The sequence below is a fragment of the Thermococcus sibiricus MM 739 genome, assembly GCF_000022545.1.
Classification (GTDB): Archaea; Methanobacteriota_B; Thermococci; order Thermococcales; family Thermococcaceae; genus Thermococcus_A; species Thermococcus_A sibiricus.
In genome coordinates this window covers 1,575,616-1,601,615 of the sequence record NC_012883.1, presented here as the reverse complement: position 1 = coordinate 1,601,615, position 26,000 = coordinate 1,575,616, and the positions used below count along the sequence as shown (strand labels likewise).

Below are 26,000 nucleotides of genomic sequence, written 5' to 3'. Positions count from 1 at the left end.
TACATCACTCGAGGAGGATAAACTTTTCTCCTTCCACATCCTCAAAGTAACTTCCTAATCCTCCTACTTTCCATTCTTTTCCATTTTCATCTACAAGGGTTATATTGGCTGTTAGGGATGTGTATTCATAGTCTATCACTTTACCTTTGATTGTGGCCTCTTCTCTGGTATCAACAAAATGACCAATAACCTCTATGTTTTTAGGCAATTGGGTTTGTTTTAGAATAGTTATTAGAGTTCTTATATTGGCAATTTCAAAAGGCTTTTTGAGTTTTTCATATTCAACGGGTTTTATTAAGTCGCTATTATCAAAATACATTGTGTAAAACCAGTGCATATAGTTTTGGATTAGTTTGGGAGATTTACCCCAGAATGAATAAAACTTTTCTTTTCTCCGATCTTTTGGAAGGGCTCCAAAAAATAGTGCATAATCTATGTCACCAATAATCCACGTCCCCATTAACCATGGAGCTCCTCCACTTTTAGCTAGAATCACGTTCTCCTTATTCAACCACTCTGGAATTTCATCAAAGTTACTTACAATCACGAAGATGATATTCTTCCTTTTTCTAACTTCTTCTTTGAGCAGTGTGAGGAATTCGAGGGGAGTATTTATTAGAACCTCTCTTCTGGCACTTCTTACTATATACTCAACCCGTTCTAATGTGTTTTCAAATCCATGGATTGTCCAAATTTCGGGTATATCTTCACCATGAATGGATTTATATAATTCCAAGAGGGCCCCTTTTATGGCATCAATATCGCTTATTATCTCTTCTTTCAATTTTTCAAAAACAAGTTCCGGATTTACAGGTTTGTACATTCTGGGGGTGCCATGCATTATATCTACGAATCCTTTTCTGTGAAGAGAGCTTAGAACATCGTATATCCTCGTGTGGGGAATTCCACTTTCCTTTGTAAGATCAGTGGCTTTGCTTGTTCCTAATTTTAGAAGAGTTATATAGGCTAAACTCTCATATTTTGTTAAACCAAGCTTCTGTAGCATTTTAATTATCTCTTCTTCCCTCACGTTTATCCCTCCTAGAGATTCTTAGATATTCACTTTCGATAATTTAAACATCAAAAGTGATATATAATCATTAGAGGTGTTTATTGTGTATAAAATTTTCGGCTTTAGATGATGAATACTTGAAGAAATTGAACTACCGAGTTTCAGGTATTTTCTTTTTTAAACCTTGTCTTTTAGGTCAGAGAAGGCCAGTTCATAGAGAGGGTTATATTTTTGGCAAGGTTAGGAAGACAATATTTTGAAAAGCTTTTTAACCTTTCTCTTTCATGTATTTTTCATGAGTTTTGAGGAGATAGCTATATTTTTAAATGGCAGACACTCAAAAGGAAAGATAGTTGAGATAGGAGTAGGGTTTAACTTCAAAGTTGCTTTAAAACTGAAAGAGTTAGGCAGAGACATTATTGTTGTGGATTGGAACTTGGAAGCGATTGAGAAGGCTAAAGAACTCGGACTTAAAGCTTATGTTGATAATATATTTACCCCTAATTTAATTCTTTATAGGGATGCCAGCGTAATATATTCAATTCGACCAACTCCGGAGATAATTAAGCCAATTCTGGAATTGGGAAAGAGGGTAAAAGTTCCGGTATATATTGTACCTTTTTCTCTTGATACCATGCCAAAATCTCTAAAGCTCGAAAACTATAAAGGAATCCCAATATATTTTTGGGCTCCCTATCAAAAAGATATATAAAACAATCTACAACATTAGCATGGTGGTGACATGAGACTCTTTGGGACGGCAGGAATTAGAGGATCTGTTCATTCAAAAATAACTCCGGAACTTGCTTTAAATGTTGGAAAAGCCATTGGGACGTACATAGATACCGGGACAGTGGTCGTGGGTAGAGATGCTAGAACTTCAAGCGTGATGCTTGAGAGTGCATTGGTAAGCGGTTTGCTAAGTACGGGAGTGGATGTAATTAGGATTGGGCTAGTACCCACTCCAATGCTAGCTTGGGCCACTAATAAACTTGGGAACGCTGGAGTGATGATAACGGCATCTCACAATCCACCCGGCGATAATGGCATTAAGGTATTCAATGAAAAGGGTATTGAGTTCTTTTTAGAACAAGAAAAGGAACTCGAGAATATAATCTTCTCTGAGAGTTATAAAATGTCTTCTTGGGATAATATTGGAGATGTCAAGGATTTGGATCTAAAAAATAATTACATTAAAGAGATATTAAAATACGTAGACAGTCAAACCAACCTTAAAGTCCTATTGGACATGGGAAATGGAGCAGGAAGCCTAATAACTCCTTACCTCCTTAGAGAAATGGGAGCAAAGGTTATAACGTTAAATTCTCAACTGGATGGTTACTTTCCCGGAAGAAAATCAGAACCAAGGTATGAAAATATTGCTTATTTAAGTAATTTGGTTAAGGAACTAGGGGTTGATCTTGCGATTGCCCAAGATGGGGATGCAGATAGGATAGCAGTGTTTGATGAAAAAGGAAACTATATTGAAGAAGACACTCTGATAGCACTTTTTGCAAGGCTTTATGCACAAGAGCACAATGGAGGGAACATTGTAGTTTCAATAAATACCTCTTTTAGGATTGATAAAGTAGTTGAAGAGGAAGGTGGAAGGGTTTACCGTGTTCCACTGGGCCAACTTCACGATGGGATAAAGAGATACAATGCCATATTCGCTTCGGAACCTTGGAAGTTTATTCATCCAAAATTTGGCCTTTGGATTGATAGTTTTGTGACGATTGGGTTGCTCTTGAAGATAATAACACAGGAAGGGAAGCCCTTATCAGAGATAATAAAAGATATTCCAAAATATTACTTAATCAAAAAGAACGTTAAATGTCCTGAAGAGATAAAGTATGAAGTGGTTGAGAAAGTAAAAGAACGGTTGCAAGACCTCTTGAGAGATCAAGTTGAGGAAGTTATAACAATTTCTGGAATAAGATTGAACCTCAAAGATGGCTCTTGGGTTCTTGTGAGACCAAGTGGCACCGAGCCTAAAATAAGAGTTGTAGTTGAAGGAATAACAGAAAAAAGGAAGGAAGAGCTCTTCAGTTTGGCGCATAATCTAGTTAATAAATTTGTCTCAGAGCTCTCTTGCAGGCCTTAAAGTTTTTAGTTTTATGTCTTTTTTTTCCATTTTAACTTTAAAGCCTTCTTTTGCGATTAAAGTCTTTACCCCAGTTACGTTTTCTATAAACTTGGCTTCTTTATATGGGTTCGCAAAATGCATTTTCATTCCTATGTGACTCATGATTAACATTTCTGGCTTTTTTTTCATGTCTTTTAGCATATAGATCACATCTTCAGTACAGAGATGATAGGGGATTTTCATGTTTGTAGGTCTTGTTACAGAGGCAATTAATAGTCTAGTTCCTTCGTATATCTTTTTGAGATCATCAAAGTACTCTGTATCAGGAATATATCCAATTTTCCCGAGTTTGGTTTTTAGTATAAATCCTATTGCAGTACTGTCCGAATGTATTGTAGGTGTTATTGTCATTTCGTCATCTCCAAGCTGTATTCTCTCTCCTGGATTAGGAATATGAATTTCTTCTAGAGAATCTAAATGGTACTTAGAAATCGCAGGGGTGTGATCTTCATCTCCATAAACTACGCTCTTTGAGGTTATTAACATCCCTCTTTTTTTTGTAACTCCTACAGTCATACCTTCAACCATGATTTCTGAGTCATTACAATGATCTGTATGTCTATGGGAGACAAAAAGTACATCTATTTTCCTAGGATCGATTTTATACCTCCATGCTCGTACTAAGGCTCCTGGGCCAGGGTCTACGTATATTCGCCTGCTTGAGTTGATGAAAAAACCACCAGTGGGGCGGAATTGTGTTATCGTAATAAACCGTCCACCACCACTGCCCAAAAAGATTATCTCAACCAATTTACCTCCCTCCGCTTTTTTAGCGATATTAATAGTAGGAGTAACTATGTATATAAGTTCTATGGAAATTTTGCTAGCAAAATTTATGAATCCTTATTCATATAAAGAAACATCGCTGAATTTTTTAATCCATATATGCTATTTTTAATACAATAGTGTGCTTAAATGTTATATAAAACCTATTTTATAGAACCAAAAGTATTTTATATGTGAATTTGTGTAATTAAAGTGTCAACAAACTTTGGAGGTGTTAAGTTTGGAGTTTAAACCATATACCCCACCAGAGAAATCATTACCTGAATACACTGTTAAAGCCTTTATTTTGGGCGTTGTGCTTTCAATAATTATGGGTGCGGCAAATGCATACCTCGGCATGTATGCAGGTATGACTGTTAGCGCCAGTATTCCTGCTGCAGTAATTTCTATGGCCATATTGATGGCTTTTAAGGACAAAAATATCCTTGAAAACAACATGGTCCAAACAGCAGCTTCAGCAGGTGAATCATTGGCAGCAGGTGTTATATTCACCTTCCCAGCTTTGGTGGTTTTAGGCACCTATACTGAATTCCCCTACTGGCTTGTGACCATCATAGCGGCATTGGGTGGTTCATTGGGTGCTCTCTTCACAATTGTGATAAGAAGAGCTTTCATTGTTGAAGAAAGACTTCCATATCCAGAAGGTACAGCATGTGCTGAAGTCCTTATTGCTGGAGACAAGGGAGGTTCCCATGCAAAGCCCATATTTGTAGGTGGTATTTTTGGTGGTCTTTACAAACTCTTAGGAAGTTCTGGTCTATGGGCCCCAGCTGTTGAAACGGCCAAATTTGTTGGTAGGAGAGTCTTATATTTAGGAAGTGACCTTTCAGCGGCTTTACTCAGTGTTGGTTACATTGTTGGTCTTAACATAGCATTCCTTGTGTTTCTTGGCGGTGCAATTGCGTGGTTCATTGCAATACCAATCTACGTTGCCAAGACAGGGAATCCGGATGGACTCAGCGCTTTGGATCTTGCTTGGGTTACATGGAGCACAAAGATAAGATACATGGGAGTCGGAGCGATGGTCGTTGGTGGTCTCTGGAGCCTTGTAAAGCTTAGAGGCCCAATTTCAAGAGGTATAAAAGCAGGGCTTGAAGCTACTAGGAGAAAGCAAAGCGGCGAACTAATACTTAGAACTGAAGAGGATATGCCAATGAACACAGTGCTTATGCTTATTACGGCTTTTGTTGTTCCGTTGTTCCTTTTGTATGCACATATCATAGACTCCATTGGGATAGCAGCAGTAATGGCTATTATAATGCTCATTGTGGGATTCTTTGGAAGCTCTATCGCCGGTTATCTGGCCGGTGTCGTTGGATCATCAAATAATCCAGTTTCAGGTATTACAATCATGAGCTTGCTTTTTACGGCATTGGTGCTTAAAGGGTTAGGACTTAGCGGTTTAGATGGCATGACTGCTACAATATTAGTGGCAGCAGTTATCTGTACTGCAGCGGCCATTGCTGGAGATACAATGCAGGATTTAGCAACGGGGCATATTGTTGGCGCAACTCCCAAGAGGCAGCAGGTTTTTGAAGTCGTGGGGACGTTTACTGCAGCTTTAGTAATGGCTCCAGTGCTTAACCTCCTTATAAAAGCTTATGGTATTGCCGGAACTCCAACAGCTAAAGAAAATGCCTTAGCCGCACCACAGGCATTCCTTATGGCCAAAGTTACAGAGGGTGTCTTTACTGGAACACTTGAGTGGAACATGGTGTTCATTGGTGCAGGGATTGCAATAGCATTGATAATCCTCGATGAAATCTTAGCAATGAAGAATTCAAGCTTTAGAACACCAGTGATGCCAGTTGCTGTTGGTATTTACCTCCCATTGAGCTTGGGTGTCCCAATATTCATCGGCGGTGTCCTAAGGTGGCTTGTAGGAAAAGCAAGAGGTGCTAAAACGGAAGAAAAACCAACCGATGCGGGAGTTTTGGGAGCGGCTGGATTAATTGCTGGTGAAGCATTGATGGGTATACTCTTTGCAGGGTTAATAGTAGCAGATAAGGCCCCATCAATAGGCTTCAGCAGTGACGTTATTGGAGTACTCTTCCTAGCTATTATAGCAGTTTGGCTCTATCTCACAGGAAAGAAAGAAGTTGAATGATTTCTTTTCTTTTAACTTATTGTTTTTAAAACCAAAATTACTTTAAAGGTCTATTAAAAATCAAGAAAGGTGATTCAAATGGAGGTGGGAGTTGTTTCTGAGGGAATAGAAAAACTTAGGGATGAGATGGTGAGTGTTTTAATGGAGCTTGTAAGAATTCCAGCGATTAGTCCTGATAGTGGTGGTGAGGGAGAGTACGATAAGGCTCAAAAACTCTTGGAAATCATCAAAGACTGGCCGTTTGATAAGGTTGACGTTTACAACGCCCCAGACCCAAGAGCAAAAAACGGTGTACGACCCAACATTCTAGCATACTATTATGGAGAGCAAGGCGAAAAAAGTCCAAGATTGTGGATTCTCACTCATTTGGATGTTGTTCCTCCAGGAGATTTGAGTAAGTGGACTATTACAAAACCCTTCGAGCCCGTTGTGAAGGATGGCAAAGTTTATGGTAGGGGTAGTGAGGATAATGGTCAAAGCTTGGTCGCCTCGCTTTACGCTGTTAAGGCTTTGATGAATCTTGGCATAAGACCCAAGAAAACTATAATCCTCGCTTTTGTGAGTGATGAGGAAACTGGCAGTAAGCATGGTTTAGAATGGCTAATGAAAGAACACCCAGAACTATTCAGAAAAGATGATCTAGTATTAGTACCCGATGGAGGAAATGAGGAAGGCACTTTTATTGAAATCGCTGAAAAGAGCATTCTCTGGATGAAAATTAAGGTTAAGGGCAAGCAGGTTCATGCAAGCATGCCTGGATTGGGATTAAATGCTCACAGGGTTGCTATTGATTATACAAAAGCCCTTGATGGCCTACTCCATAAGAAGTATAACGCAAGGGATGAGCTCTTTGATCCCCCGGAGAGCACTTTCGAACCTACAATGGGAGGTAATCCTAGTGATGCTCCGAACATCGCCCCGGGTGAACATGAGGTGGTTTTTGATTGTAGAGTCTTACCTCAATACAAGCTGGATGAAGTTTTAAGTGATGCTCAGGAAGTTGCTGAAGAGATTAAGGAGAAGTACAAGAAAGAGATCGATGGCAAAGTATTGCCTGAGGTAAAGGTAGAGGTTTTACAGAGACTTGATGCTCCGGCCCCAACTCCTAAGGATAGTGAGATTGTTAAGCTTTTACAGAAGGTCATAAAGGAGTTCAGAGGAAAGGATGTTAAAATTGGTGGTATTGGTGGGGGAACTTTCGCGGCTTACTTTAGAAAGCTCGAAATTCCAGCAGTTGTTTGGGCCACTTTGGATGAGATGGCTCACCAGCCGAACGAGTATGCCAAAATTGAAAACATGGTTGAAGATGCGAAGATAATGGCCGCTTTAGCCCTCCTCTGATTTTTCCACTATTATTTTGGCAAGGGCTAAGCTTTTAAGTTTTCTTTCTAACCCTTTTCATGCCATCATGGAGAGATGGAAAACTTGGGCTACCAGTTAGAGAAGCGATTAAAATTTTCCCCGAGCTTGAAAAATACCTTGATGAAAGAGGCAGATTAGATTTATCAAGCAGAAGAGCAAGGATCCTGTATAACAAAGCAATTGCCAGGGTTGTTTTTGATATTGAAGTGGAATATCATCCCAAGGGACTTATCACAACGCCAATTTCTCGTTTTATCTTTTTAAAGACTTTTCTGAGGGGAGGAGAAAGGGTTCTGGAAATAGGAACCGGTCACACGGCAATGATGGCAATTATGGCTGCAAAGATATTCAAATGTGACGTAATTGCGACTGAAATTGATGATGAATTCTTTGAATATGCAAAGGCTAATATTTCTGCAAATAATTCTAAAGTGCAGCTTATAAAAAGTAATGGGGAAATCATCAATGGAATAATTCCAAAAAGAGAGATATTTGATGTGATATTTTCTGCCCCTCCCTACTATGAGAAACCTACAAAAGGGGTTTTAACCCCAATTGAGGGGATTGGTGGGGGAGTGTATGGAGAGGAATTTGCCGTAAGAATTCTAAGAGAAGCAAGGGAATACATGACTGAGAATGGTAAAGTTGCGCTTTTCCTTCCGGATAAACCAAGTTTGCTAAAATCTATTATCTCAAAGGCGGAGAAGCTCAGTTATCTTCCAAAGGACATAAAGTTCAAAGTAGGCACGAGGTGGAGGCACTCACTAATTTTCTCTAGAGAGTAGAAATCCTTATATCTTGGAATTTCTATAAGCCCATGGCAGATGAGGAGAAAGCACCTCCACTGAGTATTGCGATGAAGATACGCCCACGACCTGATGCCGAATCATTTCATGTCCTCTACATAGAGGAACAGGCACTTCAGATATTCGGTGTCTTTGGATGCCATTAATATCGGGTGGTCTGGTGCTTGGGTTCTGTATGGTTCAAGGAGTTTTAGGAATTTCCCGGCTTTTGCGGCAGCAGCTATTATCATATCTTTGAACATCTGCATATCAACGTGTTGGGAACATGAAGCGGTTACTAATATACCGCCGTCCTTAACCAGTTTTAGCCCTTGATAATTTACATTAAAATATGCTCTAAGGCCTCTTTTTAAGTCCTTTTCATGTTGTACAAATGCGGGAGGATCCAGTATAACTATATCAAACTTTTCTCCTTTCTTTTGCATTTTCTCCATAATGCTAAATGCGGAGCCTACTAAAAAGTCCATCTTACCGTCTACATCATTTAGTTTTGCGTTTTCTTTTGCTTGTTCTATTGCAGCAGGAGATTTGTCTACTGCAATAACCTTCTCGGCACCTGCAACAGCAGCATGAATGGCAAAACCCCCTGTATAAGTAAATACATCGAGGACTTTTTCTCCACCCTTTATGTATTTTTCCAAAGCAATTCTATTTTCTCTTTGGTCTAAGAAAAATCCTGTTTTTTGGCCTCGCATATCAACAATAAACTTGGCTTGACCTTCTTTAATAATGGTACGATATTTTTCTTTTCCTAAGAGAACTCTTTCAATCTCAGGAAGGCCCTCTCTTCTTCGCGATCTTCCAGTGTTTTTTTCAAAAACAGTCTCAATTTCAGGTTCTATTTCGAGAATAGCTTCAGCAACGTTCATTTTGAACTTTTCCATCCCAGCGCTTGAAATTTGAATTGATGCTATCTCATTAAATCTATCCACAATTAACCCTGGAAGGTAGTCTGCTTCTCCATATATCATTCTATAAGCTTTATCGTATCCTAAAATCTTTTTTCGATATTCATTCGCTTTTTTTATACGTTTTTTAAGTAGTTCTCTATCGATCTTCACATCCTTTTTCTTTGTGATCAAGCGAATCATTATGTTTGAGTTTGGGTTAGCAAAACCTTTGCCTAGAAATTTTCCGTTTCGTGAATAAACTTCTACAACATCTCCTGGTTTAATCTCGCCTTCAGTTCTTATCACTCCTTTTTTAAAGACTATCATTGCGCCTTTATCAATTGCTTTATAAGCTTGAGCATCGACATACACTTTACTCATTACCACCCCCCTTTCAGAAGTAGAAACGATAGGTATTTAACTCTTGGGCTCCTAATATTATACTGGTGAGTTCTATGAACTTTGAGGTAATAAAGGAGTTTCTAGAGGCTATTGGAGGGGATTATACAGAGGTTGAAGGAGAAATCCACCTTGAACCAAAGGTTTTTTATGAAGTTTGGAAATATTTGGGCCAGCCAGAGATTAAAAAATATGTCCTAGAAGATGAGATAGTTGAACCCGGCTCATATGACCCACCTCAAATGAAATATACTGATGCACGAGTAATTAAGATAAAGAAAGCATATTTTGAGACCCTTGAAGGAGTTAAAATTGTTACAGACTACATTGAATTCCAGAAGATATTAAAAGAAAGGAAATAGAGATTTTGAACTTTTAATCTAATTTTATCTTTCTGTTGCTTGCAAGACCCCTTCCGGGAGGATAGGGAGTAGTGGTCGCGTGAACCGGCCTGTGGGAGCAAACTCTCACAAAAATCCTTGCGTAAGCAAGGAGCAGTTCACACCTGTAATTATATAACTTTCATCTCTCGCTTTTTAGAAGAATTCCTCTATCAGTTATGTCATATGGAATCCATGAGAGTACATGTCTAGTCCTTTTCATACCATAAACTCTTAAATATCTTTGAAGATTGCGGTTTTCTTCAAAGAGTTTCATTTCTATTATACCATCTACTATTGCCTTGATTATAGTCTCTACCTGCGGGTCTTCAACACCAGAGTTCATTTCTATTAACCAAACCTGCTTGTTCTTATGCGAAAATGCTTTTAAATCCTCCAAAAACTTGTATATTTCTTTTTTTTCAGTTTCGAAGAACATAGGAGTTATAGAGGAAATTGCGCCTACTATAAGGGGGTCTTCTATATGTGGATTATTTAAGAGAATTTTTGTGGTAGTGTCTTTTATGATATCTATTATGTGGGTGGTATCTCGAATATCTGGAATAGCTTCCTCAGTAAAAGAAAACTTAGGGCCACCTCTAATTCTTTGAGTATATGCATCCAAAATGTACAATCTTTCATTTAGATTTGTGATAAGATTCCATCCAAAATCTAAAGCATTACTTACAAATTCATATCGGGGGATATCAATCAATAAACTAATTACATTAGCACCAGAGATTAACTGATTATATATAAACTGGCTTATAAACGTTGTTTTACCTGATTTGGGGTCCCCTATAAGAAGAATAACACTTCCTCTAGGAATACCTCCCATCAAAAGGTGATCAATGAGATTTGTGGGGATTCGTTCAACTTTCTCTTCTAGTTCTGAGTTACTTGAACTACTGGAGTATAAATTCAATTAAAACTCCCTCCTTAATAGATCTCTCCACTCGGGTAAACCACGACTCCTCTACTTGTAATTTCAAAGGGATACTTCCGCATTGAATGTTTAGTTCCACGCATTTTTCGGACTAGGAGGTATCTCTTTAGTTCTATATTCTTTTCCTGTAGATCAAGGAGTACTACGCCTCTGGAAATGTACTCTTCGATCCCATATTTGCTGATTTTTCCCCCTTTGGGATCAGGAGCTTCTGTAGTTAGAAGACTGGTAACCCCCATTTCAAGAAGAATTGTGTTGAGTTTTAATAGAACTTTCCTAATCTCTCCTTCATTTTGAAGCCTAAAAGCTATTGATGGAATGGAATCAATTGCCAATCGTTTGGCATTTATTGATTTTACAACACGGTATATATACCTCAAAAAGTTGTCAACATTGAGGGTGTCTTCTAATACAAACTTTTCTTCAGAAGGAATTCCGGAGATAGAACTAACCCCATCCACTATTGCTATGAGCCCTTGTTTTTCATATTTCTCAAGATCCCATCCAAATTGTTCCATTTCTCTTCTAATATCTTTGGCTCTTTCTTCTAATGAAACTAAAACCCCTGGTTCCCCATATTCCTCTGCTCCTTTGTATATGTACTGTGCCACGAATGTGGTTTTTCCAGTACCTGTACTACCAGTTATGAGGATAGTGGATTGATCGGGGAATCCTCCTTCTATCAAATCATCAAACCCAGGTATTCCGCTTTTAATTCTTTTACCTGAAAACGGCTCACTCATAATTCCCACCTTGTAATTTAATTCAGTTTACACTCGACTGTTAAAGTTACTTAATAAGATAATATAAGGTTTTTGGAAGTTTATATAAGGTTACTGTGATGCATTATATTTTTTCCAATATTTTGATCTTTTTATACTTTGGTAATTAACAAAAGAGTTTTATTTTAATATGAGCATTAATAGAAGGTGGGTGCATGTTAGATCCTTTTGGAAAGCGAGCACAAAAACTCTTAAATGAATTTGGTAGCATCAATGATTTTTTAGAGGTTATTCCAAATTACCTTGATACTAATATGGCATTGGAGAGAGTTAAATGGGTGAAAGAGGGAGATGTTCCTCAATCGATTTTATATTTAGATGAGTGGAAGGATTTGATAAGTTTTTATGCACTATTGGGAGCTTTGGCATTTTCACCCTATGGTCTGGAAATGGAACTGGTTAAGGATACGAATCTAAAAATCTACTTAAAGAGGATAATGGAAGCAGGAGAGTTTGAAGAATTGGCTTTGCCTGTTGAAAGGGTAAACACCAGTGAACTTCCCAGAAAAGATAGAGTAATACTTGAAAAAAGCTTGCATGAGGAATTGCCACCAGAAGAGAAGGAACGGCGCATTCTTCAATATAAAATGGCTCTAAAAGATTTCTTAATATTTAATGAAGACTCTCTAAAGGGGTTTTATGTAAGGAAAGGTCATGTTTATCTTAACAAGTCTCAACTAATTACATTATGGAAAAAAAGTTTTGAAAAAAACTTGGAGAAGACAGTTAACATTCTTTATGAAATTCGGGAAGAGTTACCTGAATATTACATGAAACTGTACTCTGAGCTGAGTGAGGTTGCAAGGGAACATTTTAAAGAGAAATTTGAAAGATTAGGAAGTACAACTGCTCAACCTCTTCGGTTTCACCTCTTCCCTCCTTGTATTAGAATAACTTTAAATGGAGTGCCTAGTGGGTTAAGAAACTACGGAATAACAGTTCTTTTGACTTCATTTCTAAGTTATGCTAGAATCTGCCCAAATCCACCTAAAAGAGATGTTAAAGTCAAGGACTGTATAAAGGATTTAAAAGTCATCAAGGAAGAGATATTACCAGTAATAATTCAAGCGGGCAATAGATGTAGTCCACCGCTGTTCCAAGATCAGCCAAATGAGATCAAAAATATATGGTATCACTTGGGGTTTGGATACACTCTGGAACCAAATTTAGAAGATAGTGGAAATTCTACTTGGTACTTCCCTCCCAACTGTGAGAAAATTCGGGCAAGTGCACCTCAACTTTGTAAACCTGATCGGGATTGTAGATATATTAAAAATCCCCTTACTTATTACCTAAGAAAGCTTTACATGCAAAGTAAAAAGGAAAATACAGCTGGTGAGGAGCAATGAGTGAGCTTTTTAAGGAAATGACCAAAGAAGAAAGAAAGATTTACTACTTGAAGGAATGGAATGTGAAGAAAATACCCTCATTTATAACTAAAACTCTCGAAAATAGGGAGTTTGGTTTCGATCATACGGGGGAGGGCCCTAACGATAGGAAAAATGTATTTCACCATATAAAAGATCTTGAAGATTATGTAAAGATAACGGCCCCATATTCAATTTATTCAAGTGTTGCCCTTTATGAGGAACCTAAGAATATGGAGGGATGGTTAGGAGCAGAACTAGTTTTTGATATAGATGCGAAAGATTTACCACTAAAAAGATGTAATCATGAAACAGGAAAAGTGTGTCCAATCTGTTTGGATGATGCTAAAGAACTCACTAAAGATACTCTTCTAATTTTAAGAGAAGACTTTGGATTTGAAAATATTCATCTTATTTACTCTGGAAGAGGGTACCATATAAGGGTTTTAGATGATTGGGCGCTTGGACTAGATTCAAAAGCGAGAGAAAAGATTTTATCTTACATCTCCAGCGCTGAGGAAATAACATTTGAGGATCTCCAGGAAAGGAAAATCTTACTCTCTTCTGGTTATTACAGAGTATTTCGACTTAGATTTGGATACTTTATCAAACGGGTTTCCGAATATCATCTACGAAATATTGGTCTAAATAAACGTCAAATTGAACAAATAATTGATGGAAGAGATGAAATATACGAAAATTTTGTAAAAAAGGCAATGATAAGCGCGTTTTCTCAAGGTGTGGGTTATAAAACACTTTTAAGGCTTTTTAGTTTGTCGACTACATTTTCCAAAGCTTATTTTGATGGTAGGGTTACAGTAGACGTAAAAAGAATTTTAAGAGTCCCCTCTTCATTACACTCTAAAGTGGGCCTTGTGGCCACGTACATTGGAAATGATGAAAAAGACCTTGAAAAGTTCAATCCTTTTAAAGACGCTGTTCCGAAGTTCAGAGAAAAGGAGGTCAAAGAAGCGTACGACCTTTGGAAGGAAACCATGGAGGAGTAGAAATGCTCCAAGGCAGGGTTAAAATAATACTTTCTATGTTAATATGGGGAAGCGTAGGAATTTTTGCCAGATACTCCGGGTTGGACGGTCTTAGATTGGCATTTTATAGGGTTCTTCTAGGAAGCCTAGTTCTTATTTTTGTGCACTCATTGAAGGACATTATGTGGGCCAAAAAAGCTTTTTTAGCTGTGAGACACAAACTTCTCTTGTTATGTTTTTTAGGTCTTGTCTTAGCATTAAACTGGGTATTTTTCTTTTCCGCGGTAATATATACAGATATAGCTAAAGCAACCCTTATTTATTACTTGGCACCGATATTGGTGGTTGTTCTTTCTTCAGTGTTTTTGAGAGAGAGGATTACAAGAAAAAGATTATTTTTAGTATTTTTGGCATTTTTAGGAGCACTTATAATAGGCACTCAAGCTGAATTCTCTCTTGGAAATAGGGATTTTTTAGGAGTAGTGTTTGCTCTTTTAGGTGCAATATTCTATGCTAGTGTGACAGTACTTGGTAGGTATCTTAAAGATGTTGATAGTACATATTTAACATTTTTCCAGTTATTGTTTGCTACATTAATTCTTTTCCCCGTTCTGGTGGGTGTAGGCACTTTTCATGTTACTTCGAGCTCGCTTGCAATTATTCTCATTATAGCGATTTTTCATACTGTTGTTGCCCTATTTATATACATGGATGGGCTTAAAGAAGTTGAAGCAAATGAGGCAGCCATTTTAAGCTATCTTGACCCGTTAAGTGCAATAGTTTATGCAGCAATACTCTTTGGAGAAATTCCTACATTTAAAACGGTTATTGGTGGTTCGCTGATATTGGTAGCATCACTCTTGGACATAAAGATGAGGTGAGGGAGCTATAGCCCGCCTTCTGTACTCTGGGGCATTCGACTGAGCAGCCTACCACGGGACTCCCACCGGGAACTCATCGCCCCTTTCTCGGCCTTGCACCACGTGGGGCGGCCGTTTCACCGTTCCCTCTCAAGTCGTCGGCGGGTTATCTCGGGAACTCTTACGAGTTCCTTTCTCCGCCTTCATTCTCATACGTGAGAGGACGTGTCGTTTCTGCGCCGTTGCCCTCCCTTTCAGGAGGTGCCTTGCGGCACCACGTTCCGGTGTGGTGGGCGGAACTTCCTCGGGTTTTAACACCCGACAGCCCCAGCTCCCTCACCATTTTACAGTAGGTGAACTACCCCCTTTGGAAGGGTCTTGCAAGCAAGGGAAAGATAGAAAGTTAATAAATGTTTCCCTATTTTTTAGGCAGTTCTTTATATTCTCTAGTTTCAGGCCTTTTAGGTCGTTTAAACCTACCCAGAGGGGATCTTCTCTTTGGTTTGGGCCGTTCACGCCTCTTTTGTGGGGAGGTAGGCATTAGATACAATGCTAATAGAAATAGAAAGATTACTACAAGTGCTGCAGCGAAGTACTTCAAAATATTTCTCTCTTGAGGTGTGGGAAGAGGAGTTGTTGTATTTGTTATAGATGTCGTTGTGGAGGATGTTGATGTGGTTGTGTTCGAGGCAATTGGAGGGGTTATCTCTAAACTGTCGCTGATCTTTTGTTCTTTATTATTGCTCGTGAGAGAAAATTCGTAGAATATTTTTTCTCCTATTGGAAGGTCTTCAATGATGTTTACATAGTTTTCTCCAGGGTTCAAAATTAGGGTCTGAGAGCCTTTATCAAGGGTTTGATTAAATTTAAAAAATTTATATGAGAGTTTGGTTGTTACTTCTTCAGAATTGGCGTTATAAATTACCACAGAAAAATTGAACACTCCAGTAGTTTTATTTAAGGAAACTTCTTTGTATGTTACATCCTCAATTCTAGGATATGCAAATACTTTATACGAAATGGATTTCTGACCAAGGGGAATTTTACCGAAACTTACCTTACTCATGACTTTCTTACTCCCTGGAGGTAATGGAGGTATGGTCGTTTTTGTTATTGTAGTCCCTCTCGTTATTTCTAGTCTCTCAGTAGTATTGTGTAAAATGTTGTTATTAACTCCATATACTTCAATGGTGTGATTAATTACAATATTTCTTTCGGAAAATATTGTTGTGTATACAGTGCTTGTTTCATCTTCCATGATCTCTGTCTTTTCTAGGGAAATTGAGGTTAGATCTACCCCAAAAGTTATGTAAAAAGCTTTGGAGAAAAGATAAGTGCCTTTAGGGTATTCCAATTTATAAATGAGTTTGTATTCTCCCTCCGGAAGGTCATAGGGTATTGGAATTTCTACTTGGATTAGATTATCACCAGGAGTTAAATTCATAGCTAGATACTTGGCAAGGTACTGTTTTCCATTCCTTTCTAAGTATGCAGTTCCATTTATTGCTACTGGAGAATTTTTGAGGTTGTGTACTGTGGAGTATATAGCAATAGTCTCTCCATTCAATACGTGATTTGTTGTAATTGACCTCTCTTTGACCTCAACAAATGCTTCCTTGAAACTAAGAGGTATATCTGTGATTTCGAGAGTAATGGGGATTTGTATAACTCTGGGATCTCCTGAACTTAAGAATCCCCATAAGACTATGAAAAGGGTGTAAGTTCCAGGTTTAACACTCTCATTCACATAAATTTTATATCTCAATTGTCTTTCTTCCCCAGATCTCCAGTATGTGTAAAGAACGCCTGTGGATAGGGGTTCCCCATCGGGTTTGTAAACTTTTAGAGTAATTCCTGGGATTTCGTCGTTGTTGGAATCGAGCACATAATATCTTCGGAAAGTCACTATTTGAAAGTCTTTATCTGCATTATTTGTTACAGTCAAACTTCCTTCTCTATAATCACCTGAAATCACAAGGATTTTCTCTTCTACAGTTGAGAATAGTAGGGTTTGTGAGCATGCCACTGATGAAATAATTAGGAGTGTCATAAAGACTACAAGTACCTTTCGCATAAATTTCCCCCTATGTATCTTGTACATCAACAAATATAAAACTTCACATTAGAAGTAGAAAAATTCCAAGCATCATAAATCCTACAAAGAACAATAAACTTATTTTATATAATAAGAGATTTGAGAACTGTCTTTTGACCAAAAGAGCTATGATAGTGAGCAGAAGACCGTAAAAGGAGGCAAATATGCCAAGGGCAGTTTGAGTCTTTATATCTAAGATTAACATAATCCCTAGCACAGCTCCAGCGAAAACCGTAACTTGAGGTATTGTGAAAAGATAATAGTTGAGTAATATTCTATTTTTGTTCATCTTCATCACTCCACGATGAATGCATATGTGGTAGTGGTTGGGAGTTTTTTTCGAATTTTTGGCAATAAATAACGGGGTAAAATCACTTCAGTCTTTTCTTCAAGCATGTCATAACTTCCAAGTACCTTCTCAACAACTTTAACAGCGACTCTCCCTCTTACTTTGAAATACCCATGCCATAGGGTTGTAATCTCGAGGATTATTGGCAGGTATAGTAAATCCTTTTCATTTTCTTCAATTAATGAAAAGAGATATTCAAGTTCTTCTTTTTTAAAATAGTGGAACTGGCCATTTCGGAGTTGTATTTTTGGTTCTTCTTCCTCGAGGAGTTGGCCAAGTTTCTTTCTGCTTTTGGGAAGGTGCAGGTTCAAGCGAGAGATTTCTCTGTGTATAATTTCATCTTCTTTAGGCATGATTGAATCTTTGAGGCAAGGATAATAAAGCTTTTTCCTAAAAAGTTATTGACATATAAAAGTTAAAAATACATCCTAATATCGCTACTTTTGTACATATAGATAGTAGAAAAATTAGAAATTGCCATTGTGGCAAAAGTTCATTAGAAAAGCTTATATTATAAACATTGTATAAAAATTTGAGTTAATAATGAAAATAATAGCATTAAGGTGAGATAAAAATGAACGAAATAAAATCCGCTAAAAGCGTGTTCTCAGGCAAATCACGATTTCTTCAGCTTGTATTTGTGGATATAGATGGAATGGCCAAGGGAATGGAAGTGCCAATAGAACGATATGAAGATGTTGTGAAAGAGGGGATTTCATTTGATGGATCATCAATTCCAGGGTTTCAAGGAATAGAAGACAGTGATCTTACATTTAAGGCAGATCCAGATACTTATGTTGAAGTCCCTTGGGAGGAGGTAGCGAAAGTATTTGGATACATATACAAAAATAGAGAACCCTATTATGCGGATCCCAGAAGAATACTAAAATCAGTTACTGAGGACTTGCAAAAAGAGGGGATAACAGCATATATAGGAGTAGAACCCGAGTTCTACTTATTTGAGAAAAATGGATCATGGGAGCTCAAGCTTCCAGATGGTGGCGGATACTTTGATTTACTGGGTTTGGATAAGGCAAGGGAAATAAAAAGGGCAATAGCTCACTACATGCCTTCATTTAAGTTGATTCCAGAAGTATTACATCATGAAGTTGGCCCAGGGCAGCATGAGATAGGTTTTAGATTTGCAGATGCATTAACCACGGCAGATAACATAGTTAGATTTAAATACTTGGTTAAGGCGGTTGCAGAGAGTTACGGACTTTATGCCACATTCATGCCAAAACCACTCTTTGGGCAACCGGGTAATGGGATGCATTTTCACATAAGTCTTTGGAATGACGGAAAGAATATTTTCGTTGGTGATAATGGAGTGAGTGAAGAAGCCCTCTACTTTATAGGGGGAATTTTGGAACATGCAAAAGCTTTGACAGCAATTACAAACCCAACTGTTAACTCATACAAAAGATTGGTTCCGGGATATGAAGCCCCAGTTTACATATCTTGGGGGTATGCAAATAGGAGTGCTTTAGTGAGAATACCTGCATATAAAGGGAATAGTGCAAGAATTGAGTATAGGGCCCCTGATCCGAGTACAAATCCATATTTTGCGTTTGCTACAGTTTTGAAAGCTGGGATGGATGGTATAAGACGGCAAATAGAACCATCTGCACATGTGGAAGAGAATGTATATGAATTAGATGATAAAGCACGTGCTTTGTTAGGAGTGGAGACATTACCTTCAACTCTAGCAGTAGCACTTGAAGCTCTTAAAAAAGACAAGGTTGTTAAAGAGGCACTTGGTAAAGCATATCATAACTTCATTAAATATAAAACAAAAGAGTGGGAGGCTTATCAAGAATATCTAGAAAGAAAGGGAATACCTATGGACAGTATGGAGGTTACTGAATGGGAATTAGAGAGGTATTTTTATGTTTAAACTCTTTTTTCTTCGATATGGAGGATGAGCGATCCTAAGATTATGAAAACCGCCCCTACTATTTGTTGTGGTGTTAATGTCTCACGGAATATTAAATATGCTAGAATCAAAGCTACTACTGGTTCTACTGTGGATATTATAGATGCTTTACTAACCTCTACTTCCTGGAGAGCCTTGTTATAAAGAATATACCCTAAAACTGTTGGAAAGAATGCAAGTCCAAATAAGTAGGGGAGAGACTCATAGGGTATTTTAAAATGAGAAAATGGTGCTAAAAATAATGCTCCAAAACCAATTGTGTAAAGAAGGGCCTCTTCTGGTTTTTCATTTTTTACAGCAATTTTGGCCAAAATCCCATAAAGTGCATATGTTAGTCCCGAGAGCAGACCCAACACGGTGGCAATCTTGTTTGCATCCCAGTGATCAAGATTCGCAACCAGAAAAACTCCAAATATTACCATGATTAAAGCTAAAATCTTTGCTTTGGTTATTTTTTCTTTAAATAATGCATAACCTAGAATGGTGGAATAAACAGGGGCGGAATAAAGGAGAAGTACTGCAAATGACACGGAGGAGATCTTTACTGTGTATAAGTATAGGATGTAAAACAAAAATACTGCAAAAAAACCATAAAGTGCATAGAATGGCAGTCTATGTCTTTTTATTTGAAAGTCATTTGAATAGTTATATAATAGAAGGATGGAAAATGCAATTAGTGTCCGATAGAATGTAATGGTGAAAGGATCTAGGTTAAACTGATAAAGCAACTTAGCAAAAATTCCAAGAGTTCCCCACATGCTGGCAGCTAAAAAAATCAAAATATAACCCTTTTTCAAGTTTTTACCTCCTTAAATTTCTGGGCCAATTGGAAGTTTGCGTTTATGCTCGCTTTTCTTGATTAGAGATTCTACGTATTCCACCTTGTTAAGAGGGATATTTAATTCTCTTGCAATATTTTCTTTCTTCATTTTTAAATCGACTAATCTGTAGAGGATTTCGTCTAATAGTTTGTAGGTTATTCCCAGATCTTTTTCATCGGTTTGCCCTTCCCAAAGACCAGCACTTGGTTTTTTATTTATTATTTCATTTGGAACTCCCAATATCCTTGCAATGTTCCAAACTTCAGTTTTATACAGGTTGATTAATGGTGCATAGTCACTTGCTGAATCTCCCCATTTGGTGAAATATCCGGTTAAAAATTCGCTCCTATTGGAAGTTCCTAGAACAAGATAATTTTTGGAGTTTGCATGAGCATAAAGGAGAATCATCCTGGTTCTCGACATTATGTTTCCTCTGGAAACATTGTTCAATTCAAAATCTAAATTTTTCTCAAACTCGTTTACAATGCTTTTTATATTTATAACCTTGTAATTTATCCCGAGGTTATTACATACCAAAAGAGCGTCTTCTACATCTCTGTTTATATGATAGGGCATCACAAGCCCCAAAACTTTTTCTTTTCCAATTGCCCTAGCTGCGAGGTATGCTACGGTGGCACTGTCTACTCCACCGCTTATTCCTAAAATTACTCCCTTGACGTTGGATTCTTCAACTTTTTCTTGTATAAAGGAAACTAATTTAGTTATAACTTTTGCATAATCTAAGGACCTCATTTTACTCTTCTCCTTTTTTTTGTTGTAGTTTTTCTTCTTTCAAGGACTCTAGAAAACTGAAATAGCCCCTAATTGCTAGAACACTCCCCACTATCATGATGAAAAATGCGGGAAGGCTGAGATAGGTATAAGGATAATCAACCCATTTTACAGTATAAGAGTATGTAACCTCTCCAATTTCGACTAGGATTGACACTCTTGAGGTAAGATGGAGTATCTTGGTATCTCCGGACAAGGTATAAGTATTCTCACTATCTTCTGTAGCTATTTTAACTGAAGCATTATCGGAGGAGATTTTAAGAGTTCTGCTAACTATCTCCACGGAATTTTCCATTTCCTCTTCTAGAGTGTAGTTACCAGGCTTCCAAATCCCAGTCCAAGTTTCTTCCCTGAGAACATTGTAAGATGCTCCCAGAGACAGTACAAATGCTATGAACAGCAATATGAACCCTGCTTTGATTGGAGGATAAGTAAGACCATCCTTAAACTTACTCATCAGGATCACCTTCAAACTAGAAAAAATGAAAAATAAGGATGTAAAGAGTCAATACTTTCCAATTAAGTGACACTCAGCCCAGTGGTTATGCTCGTATTCTACTAATTGTGGATACTTAGTATCACACAGTCCTTTTTCCGCGTAAAGACATCTTGGATGGAATCTGCATCCGGGAGGTATATTAGCAGCACTTGGAACTTCACCCTTAATTGGGATCTCCTTGATTATATTTCTTCTCTCTGGAATTGGTTCTGGCACTGCTGCAAGTAAGGCTCTTGTATAGGGGTGTATTGGGTTGTCAATGACAACTTTTGCAGGTCCCATTTCGACAATTCTTCCTAGATACATAACTGCAATGTAATCTGCAAAGTATCTGGCTGTTGAAAGATCATGGGTGATGTAAAGGTATGTAACACCCATTTTTTCTTTGAGATCCTTCATTAATTCAAGAATTTCTGCTCTAATTGAAACATCAAGCATTGATACTGGTTCATCAGCTACTATAAATGTTGGATTTAGGATGAGAGCTCTAGCTATTGCTACTCTTTGTCTTTGCCCCCCTGAGAGCATGTGAGGGTTTCTACCTATGTAATCCTCGGGGGGTATAATCTTAACCATTTCAAGTGCTTTGTAGATTAGTTCTTCACGTTCTGCTTTGGTTTCACCTATCCCGTGAATAAGGAGGGGTTCTTCCAAGACATCAAATATCCTAAATCGTGGGTTTAGTGAACTGAAGGGATCTTGGAATATCATTTGGACCTTTCTTCTGTATTCAAGAACTTCTTCTTTGGTTTTGATGTCAGTGACGTCTTGACCTCTAAGGTATATTTTGCCATCTGTAGGCTCTAAGAGCTTTACAATGAGTTTTCCGGTGGTAGATTTACCACAGCCACTCTCACCAACGAGGGCAAAGACCTGTTGGGGGTATATCTCAAAGTTTATTCCATCAACGGCATGAACTATCTTCTGAGGAGTACCTTTAAGAGTATCAATGAAGCTTTTCTTGATGGAGAAGTATTTCTTAAGGTTTTTAACTTTAAGTACTGGTTCGGTCATTTTTCACACCTCACAGTAACCAGCATGCAACGTAATGATCTTTATCAACCTCTTTCAATTCAGGTTCTTGCTCTTTGCAGACCTGCATAATATAGGGGCATCTAGGGTGGAAACGACAGCCATTAGGTGGGTTAATGAGATTGGGGGGTTGTCCTGGAATGAATTCGAGTTTCTTCAAATCTTCGTGGAGTCTGGGTATAGCTGCGAGAAGCTTTTGGGTGTACGGGTGTGCTGGTTCATAGTATACTTTTTCGCTGTCGCCAATCTCGACAATTTTACCTGCATACATTATTGCAATCTTGTCGCTTATCTCTGCGAGAATGCTTAGATCATGGGTGATGAATATCATCGAAAGGCCCAACTCCTTTTTCAACTTTTTCATCATATTGACGATCTGGGCTTGAACAACAACGTCAAGAGCTGTGGTCGGTTCGTCTGCTATGACTACTTCGGGTTCAAGGAGGAGTGCTGTGGCTATGACAACACGTTGCTTCATACCCCCTGAAAGTTCGTGAGGATAGCGGTATACAATTTCTGGATCAAGCCCAACGAGTTCAAGGTATTTCTGGGCCTTGTTAATTGCTTCTTCTTTGTTCATACCTTTTTGGTACATAAGGGGCTCTATCATTTGATAACCGACTGTGTAGACCGGATTTAGGGCATTCATGGCGCCTTGGAATATCATGGATATCTTTTGCCAACGAATCTCTTTTCTCAGCACGTTCTCTGGAAGGCCTACTATTTCTCTTCCATCGATTTTTATGCTTCCATCAACGATTTTTCCAGGGGGAGTTGGCATGCCTATAAGGGTAAACCCAAGGGAAGATTTACCACAGCCGCTCTCACCAGCGAGTCCTAAAACTTCCCCCTTCTTGAGGTCAAAACTTATATCATCGACTGCTCTTACCATACCTCTGTTAGTGAAGTAGTACATCTTGAGGTTGCGAACTTCAAGGACATTTTTCGTCATTTTTATCACCTCATAGCCTCCTTAATCTTGGGTTGAGCACCCTGTCAAGAGCAGTACCTATAAGCACGAAAGTCAATCCGACAAGAGCTATTGCGAGTCCTGGAGGAATGACCCACCACCAGTATCCGTTTACTGCAGCACCTGCAACTTGGGCATCGTGGAGTATTTGTCCCCATGTAACTGCAGTTGGGTCACCGAGACCAAGGTAACTAAGAGAGGCTTCTGAAAGTACTGCACTTGGGACACTGAGTGCCATCTGGGCAAATGCATACGGGAGGAGTTGTGGTACCATATGTCTGAAAATAATTCTGCCTGTGCCTGCGCCTAATACTCTTGCAGCTTCTACGTAGACCTGCTCCTTAATCTGGAGTGCCATACTCCTGGCAACTCTTGCTATTCCTACCCATCCAAAGATTACAAGCAGTACTACTATCTGCCAAAGTTTTATATGTCCTCCGAAGTACGCACCCATGAGTATAAGTATGGGGAGGCTTGGAATTGAGGCCATGAACTCCTGAAATCTCATCATCATTTCGTCACTCCATCCTCCGAGGTATGCACTTGTGACACCATAGAATATTCCTATTATGACACTGAACACGGCCACCGATATACCAATCACGAGAGAGACTCTTGAACCCCAGATAATGCCTGAGAGTATATCTCTGCCCTTGAAATCGGTTCCAAGTTTACCGTATGTTCTTCCTGTAAAAATAACTTTGGCGTTCTCAAAGGATGCGCTACTTCCTTCTGGGACGTTTATGATGATTGTGAATGTGTATGTGCCGGTAAGAGGCTTAGGTCTCTCAAAGATGTCCTCATTAAGCTCTCCAAAGATGACCTTAGTTGCATCCATGAGGGTTTTATACTGGAATTCTTGAAGTGGATCAACATAAATACCTTCTTCCTTAGCCCATTTGATCAAGTTGTCCCTAACTTGAGGCTGAGATCCCAGTTGGAGGACAATACTACCGGAGAACTTGTAATTTTCTAGTAGTGTTATCTTACGGCCATCAGGTCTCTCCACCATGACACTAATGGAAAGTTTGCCCCCAGAGGCATCTCCGGTAAGATCTTTTATCACCACATCCTGTGGGGGAATATCATACTCGTTGTTGTAAGAGACTTTAATGAGATATCCCGAATCCGTCTTAGTGATTAATTTTTGGAGTTCTTCACCCGTTATTGTTAGGTGAGGGGCCATTGACTGGCTTGAGAGTGTATTAATCCATGTGGGAGGCACATTTTTAGGATTATCTAGCCAAAACCCTTGCCACTTCTGAGGAATGTCCGGGGAGGTTAATACTGGGGCTGTAACTGCAGTGAATATAAACAGGAAGAGCAATAATAAACCTAACAGGCCAGATTTTTGTCTTCTGAAATCATACCAGAACTCTGAAAGAGATTTTTTAATGTCAACCCATCGCATCATTTTTCACCTCACACATTTTCTGAAGCGCCGACTTTAACTCTTGGATCGAGGAATCCATAAGCCACATCTGCAAGAATTACTCCGCCAAGGTAAAGGAGCACGTTTACGAAGGTCAAACCCATAATAAGGTTGGTTTCGTTGGTTTCGATAGCAATCCAATAGACTCTACCCATCCCGGGCCAGGTAAAGACGCTTTCTGTAATTATAGCACCTCCGAGAGAGGTAAGCAGACTGAAGATAATCATGGTTACAACTGGTGGTGCAGCAGCTCTGAGGGCGTGGCCGTATATTACTTTTCTCTCAGGCACACCCTTTGCCCTTGCAGCCATTATAAAGTCTTCCTGCATTGTACCTATCATGATGTTTCTGATGACCCACGCCCATGCTCCAAAGGAAACTATAACGATTGTAGCTACGGGGAGGGTCATACGCTTGAGAAGATCAACTATATGGGGCCAGCCTGTAAGGTTAGGGTCTGGAATCGCCCTAGAGGGGAACCACCCCATCTTAAACGAGAATATGAGGAGCATTATCATTCCGAACCACCACATTGGGATACTGCTCATAACTAATGCTAAAATTGAAAGTGCTCTATCAAAGAAACTGCCAACCATCTGAGCAGCTTTTACACCAAGGAGGATCCCAAGTGTTATGATTATTATCTGTGCCGTGGTGAAAAGCTGGATTGTACGGGGGATAGCTACCTTGAGAATTGCCATTACATCCTTTTCAGAGCCAAAAACTGGGTTTTTGGTTTTTCCAAAGTTAAAGGTTAGAGTATTTCTGAAGTAGTATTGAACCCTCCACCAGTATGATTTGTCAAGGTGATATTGACTTCTGTAGTGTGCAATTCTTTCTGCTCTCCATGCATCTGGATCTTCGGGAATTCTACCCTGTTGTTGGAGGCTTTGAAACTCAGCATTCACTTTTTGGATTATTGTATTCTCTAAATCCTTTTCAGCGACCTTAACGAAAAGGCTTGACATCACAAGTGTAACTATAGCTAAAACTACAAGAGCATTTAGTAACCTAATGACCAGATATCTACCAAATCCCATCAAGTTCCCTCCTTTACCTTTGTTGTATTAGGGGACTCATTTTTGATCATCATCTTTTTCTGTTCTGTAAAACTTTCTTTAAATACTTTTTGGAACTACAATCACGGTCACCAGCATAACTAAGTATCATAATGAAGGGGCTTTCCTATGGATTTTTAGTACAATTTTGTCAAATTTCAATTTAATTCTTTATTTTTTTGCTGTT

25 protein-coding genes and 1 other RNA gene are annotated in these 26,000 nt (G+C 38.6%); 10 read left to right on the top strand and 16 right to left on the bottom strand.

The features are described 5' to 3' along the window. Positions 1-4: 4 nt before the first annotated feature. Positions 5-1,030: an HTH-type sugar sensing transcriptional regulator TrmBL1 gene (gene trmBL1 / locus TSIB_RS08655; RefSeq protein ID WP_015850046.1), complete on the bottom strand. Its 1,026-nt coding sequence runs from the start codon at positions 1,028-1,030 to the stop codon at positions 5-7. A 277-nt stretch (positions 1,031-1,307) separates the two neighbouring features. Here trmBL1 and TSIB_RS08650 point away from each other — a divergent pair, with 277 nt between their 5' ends. Then, on the top strand, positions 1,308-1,724 hold the full coding sequence (locus tag TSIB_RS08650) for a UPF0146 family protein (protein ID WP_048160935.1): 417 nt from the start codon (positions 1,308-1,310) through the stop codon (positions 1,722-1,724). Positions 1,725-1,754: 30 nt separating this feature from the next. Continuing rightward, the gene (gene glmM, locus TSIB_RS08645) at positions 1,755-3,116 is read left to right on the top strand and encodes a phosphoglucosamine mutase (protein ID WP_015850043.1); all 1,362 of its coding nucleotides are present in this window, start codon (positions 1,755-1,757) and stop codon (positions 3,114-3,116) included. Here glmM and TSIB_RS08640 read toward each other — a convergent pair. Beyond that, a complete protein-coding gene (locus TSIB_RS08640; RefSeq protein WP_015850042.1) occupies positions 3,093-3,908 on the bottom strand; it encodes an MBL fold metallo-hydrolase in 816 nt (271 codons plus the stop codon). The genes glmM and TSIB_RS08640 overlap by 24 nt on opposite strands. A 256-nt stretch (positions 3,909-4,164) precedes the next feature. Here TSIB_RS08640 and TSIB_RS08635 point away from each other — a divergent pair, with 256 nt between their 5' ends. The 3 genes from TSIB_RS08635 (at position 4,165) to TSIB_RS08625 (ending at position 8,198) form a co-directional block, all read left to right on the top strand. Continuing rightward, on the top strand, positions 4,165-6,051 hold the full coding sequence (locus TSIB_RS08635; protein WP_048160586.1) for an OPT family oligopeptide transporter: 1,887 nt from the start codon (positions 4,165-4,167) through the stop codon (positions 6,049-6,051). Positions 6,052-6,129: 78 nt separating this feature from the next. Beyond that, on the top strand, positions 6,130-7,392 hold the full coding sequence (locus TSIB_RS08630) for a M20 family metallo-hydrolase (protein WP_015850040.1): 1,263 nt from the start codon (positions 6,130-6,132) through the stop codon (positions 7,390-7,392). Between the two features lie 59 nt (positions 7,393-7,451). Continuing rightward, entirely contained in the window at positions 7,452-8,198 is a 747-nt protein-coding gene (locus TSIB_RS08625) for an RlmF-related methyltransferase (RefSeq protein WP_015850039.1), read from the top strand. A 101-nt stretch (positions 8,199-8,299) separates the two neighbouring features. Here the strand turns inward: TSIB_RS08625 and TSIB_RS08620 are convergent, their stop codons facing one another. After that, entirely contained in the window at positions 8,300-9,490 is a 1,191-nt protein-coding gene (locus TSIB_RS08620; protein WP_048160584.1) for a class I SAM-dependent rRNA methyltransferase, read from the bottom strand. A gap of 74 nt (positions 9,491-9,564) precedes the next feature. Here TSIB_RS08620 and TSIB_RS08615 point away from each other — a divergent pair, with 74 nt between their 5' ends. Next, entirely contained in the window at positions 9,565-9,870 is a 306-nt protein-coding gene (locus tag TSIB_RS08615; protein WP_015850037.1) for a DUF5748 family protein, read from the top strand. Between the two features lie 160 nt (positions 9,871-10,030). Here the strand turns inward: TSIB_RS08615 and TSIB_RS08610 are convergent, their stop codons facing one another. Both TSIB_RS08610 and TSIB_RS08605 read right to left on the bottom strand, forming a co-directional pair. After that, complete coding sequence (locus tag TSIB_RS08610) at positions 10,031-10,813, bottom strand: RAD55 family ATPase (RefSeq protein ID WP_015850036.1); 783 nt, start codon at positions 10,811-10,813, stop codon at positions 10,031-10,033. A gap of 14 nt (positions 10,814-10,827) precedes the next feature. Further along, positions 10,828-11,577 (bottom strand): ATPase domain-containing protein, encoded by a 750-nt coding sequence (locus TSIB_RS08605; RefSeq protein ID WP_048160583.1) that lies wholly within the window; start codon positions 11,575-11,577, stop codon positions 10,828-10,830. A gap of 194 nt (positions 11,578-11,771) precedes the next feature. On the opposite strand from TSIB_RS08605, the gene priL reads away from it, so the two are divergent. Genes priL through TSIB_RS08590 form a run of 3 tightly spaced genes read left to right on the top strand, consistent with a single transcriptional unit; the run spans position 11,772 to position 14,850 of the window. Next, a complete protein-coding gene (gene priL / locus TSIB_RS08600; protein WP_015850034.1) occupies positions 11,772-12,965 on the top strand; it encodes a DNA primase large subunit PriL in 1,194 nt (397 codons plus the stop codon). Then, complete coding sequence (priS, locus tag TSIB_RS08595; RefSeq protein WP_015850033.1) at positions 12,962-13,990, top strand: DNA primase catalytic subunit PriS; 1,029 nt, start codon at positions 12,962-12,964, stop codon at positions 13,988-13,990. The genes priL and priS overlap by 4 nt, the downstream gene beginning before the upstream one ends. Before the next feature lie 2 nt (positions 13,991-13,992). After that, entirely contained in the window at positions 13,993-14,850 is an 858-nt protein-coding gene (locus tag TSIB_RS08590) for a DMT family transporter (protein WP_015850032.1), read from the top strand. Here TSIB_RS08590 and rnpB read toward each other — a convergent pair. The 4 genes from rnpB to TSIB_RS08575 all read right to left on the bottom strand — a co-directional run bounded on the left by rnpB (position 14,847) and on the right by TSIB_RS08575 (position 17,626). Then, positions 14,847-15,169, bottom strand: an RNA gene (gene rnpB, locus TSIB_RS10125) — RNase P RNA component. The genes TSIB_RS08590 and rnpB overlap by 4 nt on opposite strands. Before the next feature lie 78 nt (positions 15,170-15,247). Beyond that, complete coding sequence (locus tag TSIB_RS08585) at positions 15,248-16,903, bottom strand: hypothetical protein (RefSeq protein WP_148206187.1); 1,656 nt, start codon at positions 16,901-16,903, stop codon at positions 15,248-15,250. Positions 16,904-16,946: 43 nt separating this feature from the next. Next, positions 16,947-17,213 (bottom strand): hypothetical protein, encoded by a 267-nt coding sequence (locus TSIB_RS08580; protein WP_048160933.1) that lies wholly within the window; start codon positions 17,211-17,213, stop codon positions 16,947-16,949. A 5-nt stretch (positions 17,214-17,218) separates the two neighbouring features. Continuing rightward, on the bottom strand, positions 17,219-17,626 hold the full coding sequence (locus TSIB_RS08575; protein ID WP_015850029.1) for a DUF61 family protein: 408 nt from the start codon (positions 17,624-17,626) through the stop codon (positions 17,219-17,221). A gap of 221 nt (positions 17,627-17,847) precedes the next feature. On the opposite strand from TSIB_RS08575, the gene glnA reads away from it, so the two are divergent. Then, entirely contained in the window at positions 17,848-19,170 is a 1,323-nt protein-coding gene (gene glnA / locus TSIB_RS08570) for a type I glutamate--ammonia ligase (protein ID WP_015850028.1), read from the top strand. On the opposite strand, the gene TSIB_RS08565 is transcribed toward glnA, so the two are convergent. Genes TSIB_RS08565 through TSIB_RS08535 form a run of 7 tightly spaced genes read right to left on the bottom strand, consistent with a single transcriptional unit; the run spans position 19,167 to position 25,795 of the window. Further along, a complete protein-coding gene (locus TSIB_RS08565; protein ID WP_015850027.1) occupies positions 19,167-20,006 on the bottom strand; it encodes a DMT family transporter in 840 nt (279 codons plus the stop codon). The two genes, glnA and TSIB_RS08565, sit on opposite strands and share 4 nt — an antisense overlap. Before the next feature lie 12 nt (positions 20,007-20,018). Then, a complete protein-coding gene (locus TSIB_RS08560; protein WP_015850026.1) occupies positions 20,019-20,783 on the bottom strand; it encodes an NAD+ synthase in 765 nt (254 codons plus the stop codon). 1 nt (position 20,784) lies between these two features. Next, positions 20,785-21,279 carry a hypothetical protein gene (locus TSIB_RS10110; RefSeq protein ID WP_052293236.1) on the bottom strand — a complete coding sequence of 165 codons (495 nt, stop codon included), beginning with the start codon at positions 21,277-21,279 and terminating at the stop codon, positions 20,785-20,787. Positions 21,280-21,327: 48 nt separating this feature from the next. Then, positions 21,328-22,335 carry an ABC transporter ATP-binding protein gene (locus tag TSIB_RS08550; RefSeq protein ID WP_015850024.1) on the bottom strand — a complete coding sequence of 336 codons (1,008 nt, stop codon included), beginning with the start codon at positions 22,333-22,335 and terminating at the stop codon, positions 21,328-21,330. A gap of 10 nt (positions 22,336-22,345) precedes the next feature. Then, entirely contained in the window at positions 22,346-23,305 is a 960-nt protein-coding gene (locus tag TSIB_RS08545; RefSeq protein WP_048160580.1) for an ABC transporter ATP-binding protein, read from the bottom strand. Between the two features lie 10 nt (positions 23,306-23,315). Further along, entirely contained in the window at positions 23,316-24,734 is a 1,419-nt protein-coding gene (locus TSIB_RS08540; protein ID WP_048160578.1) for an ABC transporter permease, read from the bottom strand. A gap of 11 nt (positions 24,735-24,745) precedes the next feature. Next, positions 24,746-25,795, bottom strand: a complete 1,050-nt coding sequence (locus TSIB_RS08535; protein ID WP_015850021.1) for an ABC transporter permease — start codon at positions 25,793-25,795, stop codon at positions 24,746-24,748. Between the last annotated feature and the right edge of the window lie 205 nt (positions 25,796-26,000).

Bases quoted from the DNA above. Each gene is read 5' to 3' on its own strand.
- TSIB_RS08575 (WP_015850029.1), bottom strand. From the start codon at position 17,626: ATGCCTAAAGAAGATGAAATTATACACAGAGAAATCTCTCGCTTGAAC.
- TSIB_RS08535 (WP_015850021.1), bottom strand. From the start codon at position 25,795: ATGGGATTTGGTAGATATCTGGTCATTAGGTTACTAAATGCTCTTGTA.
- priS (WP_015850033.1), top strand. From the start codon at position 12,962: ATGAGTGAGCTTTTTAAGGAAATGACCAAAGAAGAAAGAAAGATTTAC.
- TSIB_RS10110 (WP_052293236.1), bottom strand. From the start codon at position 21,279: ATGAGTAAGTTTAAGGATGGTCTTACTTATCCTCCAATCAAAGCAGGG.
- TSIB_RS08560 (WP_015850026.1), bottom strand. From the start codon at position 20,783: ATGAGGTCCTTAGATTATGCAAAAGTTATAACTAAATTAGTTTCCTTT.
- glmM (WP_015850043.1), top strand. From the start codon at position 1,755: ATGAGACTCTTTGGGACGGCAGGAATTAGAGGATCTGTTCATTCAAAA.
- TSIB_RS08590 (WP_015850032.1), top strand. From the start codon at position 13,993: ATGCTCCAAGGCAGGGTTAAAATAATACTTTCTATGTTAATATGGGGA.
- TSIB_RS08605 (WP_048160583.1), bottom strand. From the start codon at position 11,577: ATGAGTGAGCCGTTTTCAGGTAAAAGAATTAAAAGCGGAATACCTGGG.
- TSIB_RS08630 (WP_015850040.1), top strand. From the start codon at position 6,130: ATGGAGGTGGGAGTTGTTTCTGAGGGAATAGAAAAACTTAGGGATGAG.
- glnA (WP_015850028.1), top strand. From the start codon at position 17,848: ATGAACGAAATAAAATCCGCTAAAAGCGTGTTCTCAGGCAAATCACGA.
- TSIB_RS08550 (WP_015850024.1), bottom strand. From the start codon at position 22,335: ATGACCGAACCAGTACTTAAAGTTAAAAACCTTAAGAAATACTTCTCC.
- TSIB_RS08580 (WP_048160933.1), bottom strand. From the start codon at position 17,213: ATGAACAAAAATAGAATATTACTCAACTATTATCTTTTCACAATACCT.
- TSIB_RS08625 (WP_015850039.1), top strand. From the start codon at position 7,452: ATGCCATCATGGAGAGATGGAAAACTTGGGCTACCAGTTAGAGAAGCG.
- TSIB_RS08650 (WP_048160935.1), top strand. From the start codon at position 1,308: ATGAGTTTTGAGGAGATAGCTATATTTTTAAATGGCAGACACTCAAAA.
- priL (WP_015850034.1), top strand. From the start codon at position 11,772: ATGTTAGATCCTTTTGGAAAGCGAGCACAAAAACTCTTAAATGAATTT.
- TSIB_RS08540 (WP_048160578.1), bottom strand. From the start codon at position 24,734: ATGCGATGGGTTGACATTAAAAAATCTCTTTCAGAGTTCTGGTATGAT.
- TSIB_RS08545 (WP_048160580.1), bottom strand. From the start codon at position 23,305: ATGACGAAAAATGTCCTTGAAGTTCGCAACCTCAAGATGTACTACTTC.
- TSIB_RS08615 (WP_015850037.1), top strand. From the start codon at position 9,565: ATGAACTTTGAGGTAATAAAGGAGTTTCTAGAGGCTATTGGAGGGGAT.
- TSIB_RS08585 (WP_148206187.1), bottom strand. From the start codon at position 16,903: ATGCGAAAGGTACTTGTAGTCTTTATGACACTCCTAATTATTTCATCA.
- TSIB_RS08620 (WP_048160584.1), bottom strand. From the start codon at position 9,490: ATGAGTAAAGTGTATGTCGATGCTCAAGCTTATAAAGCAATTGATAAA.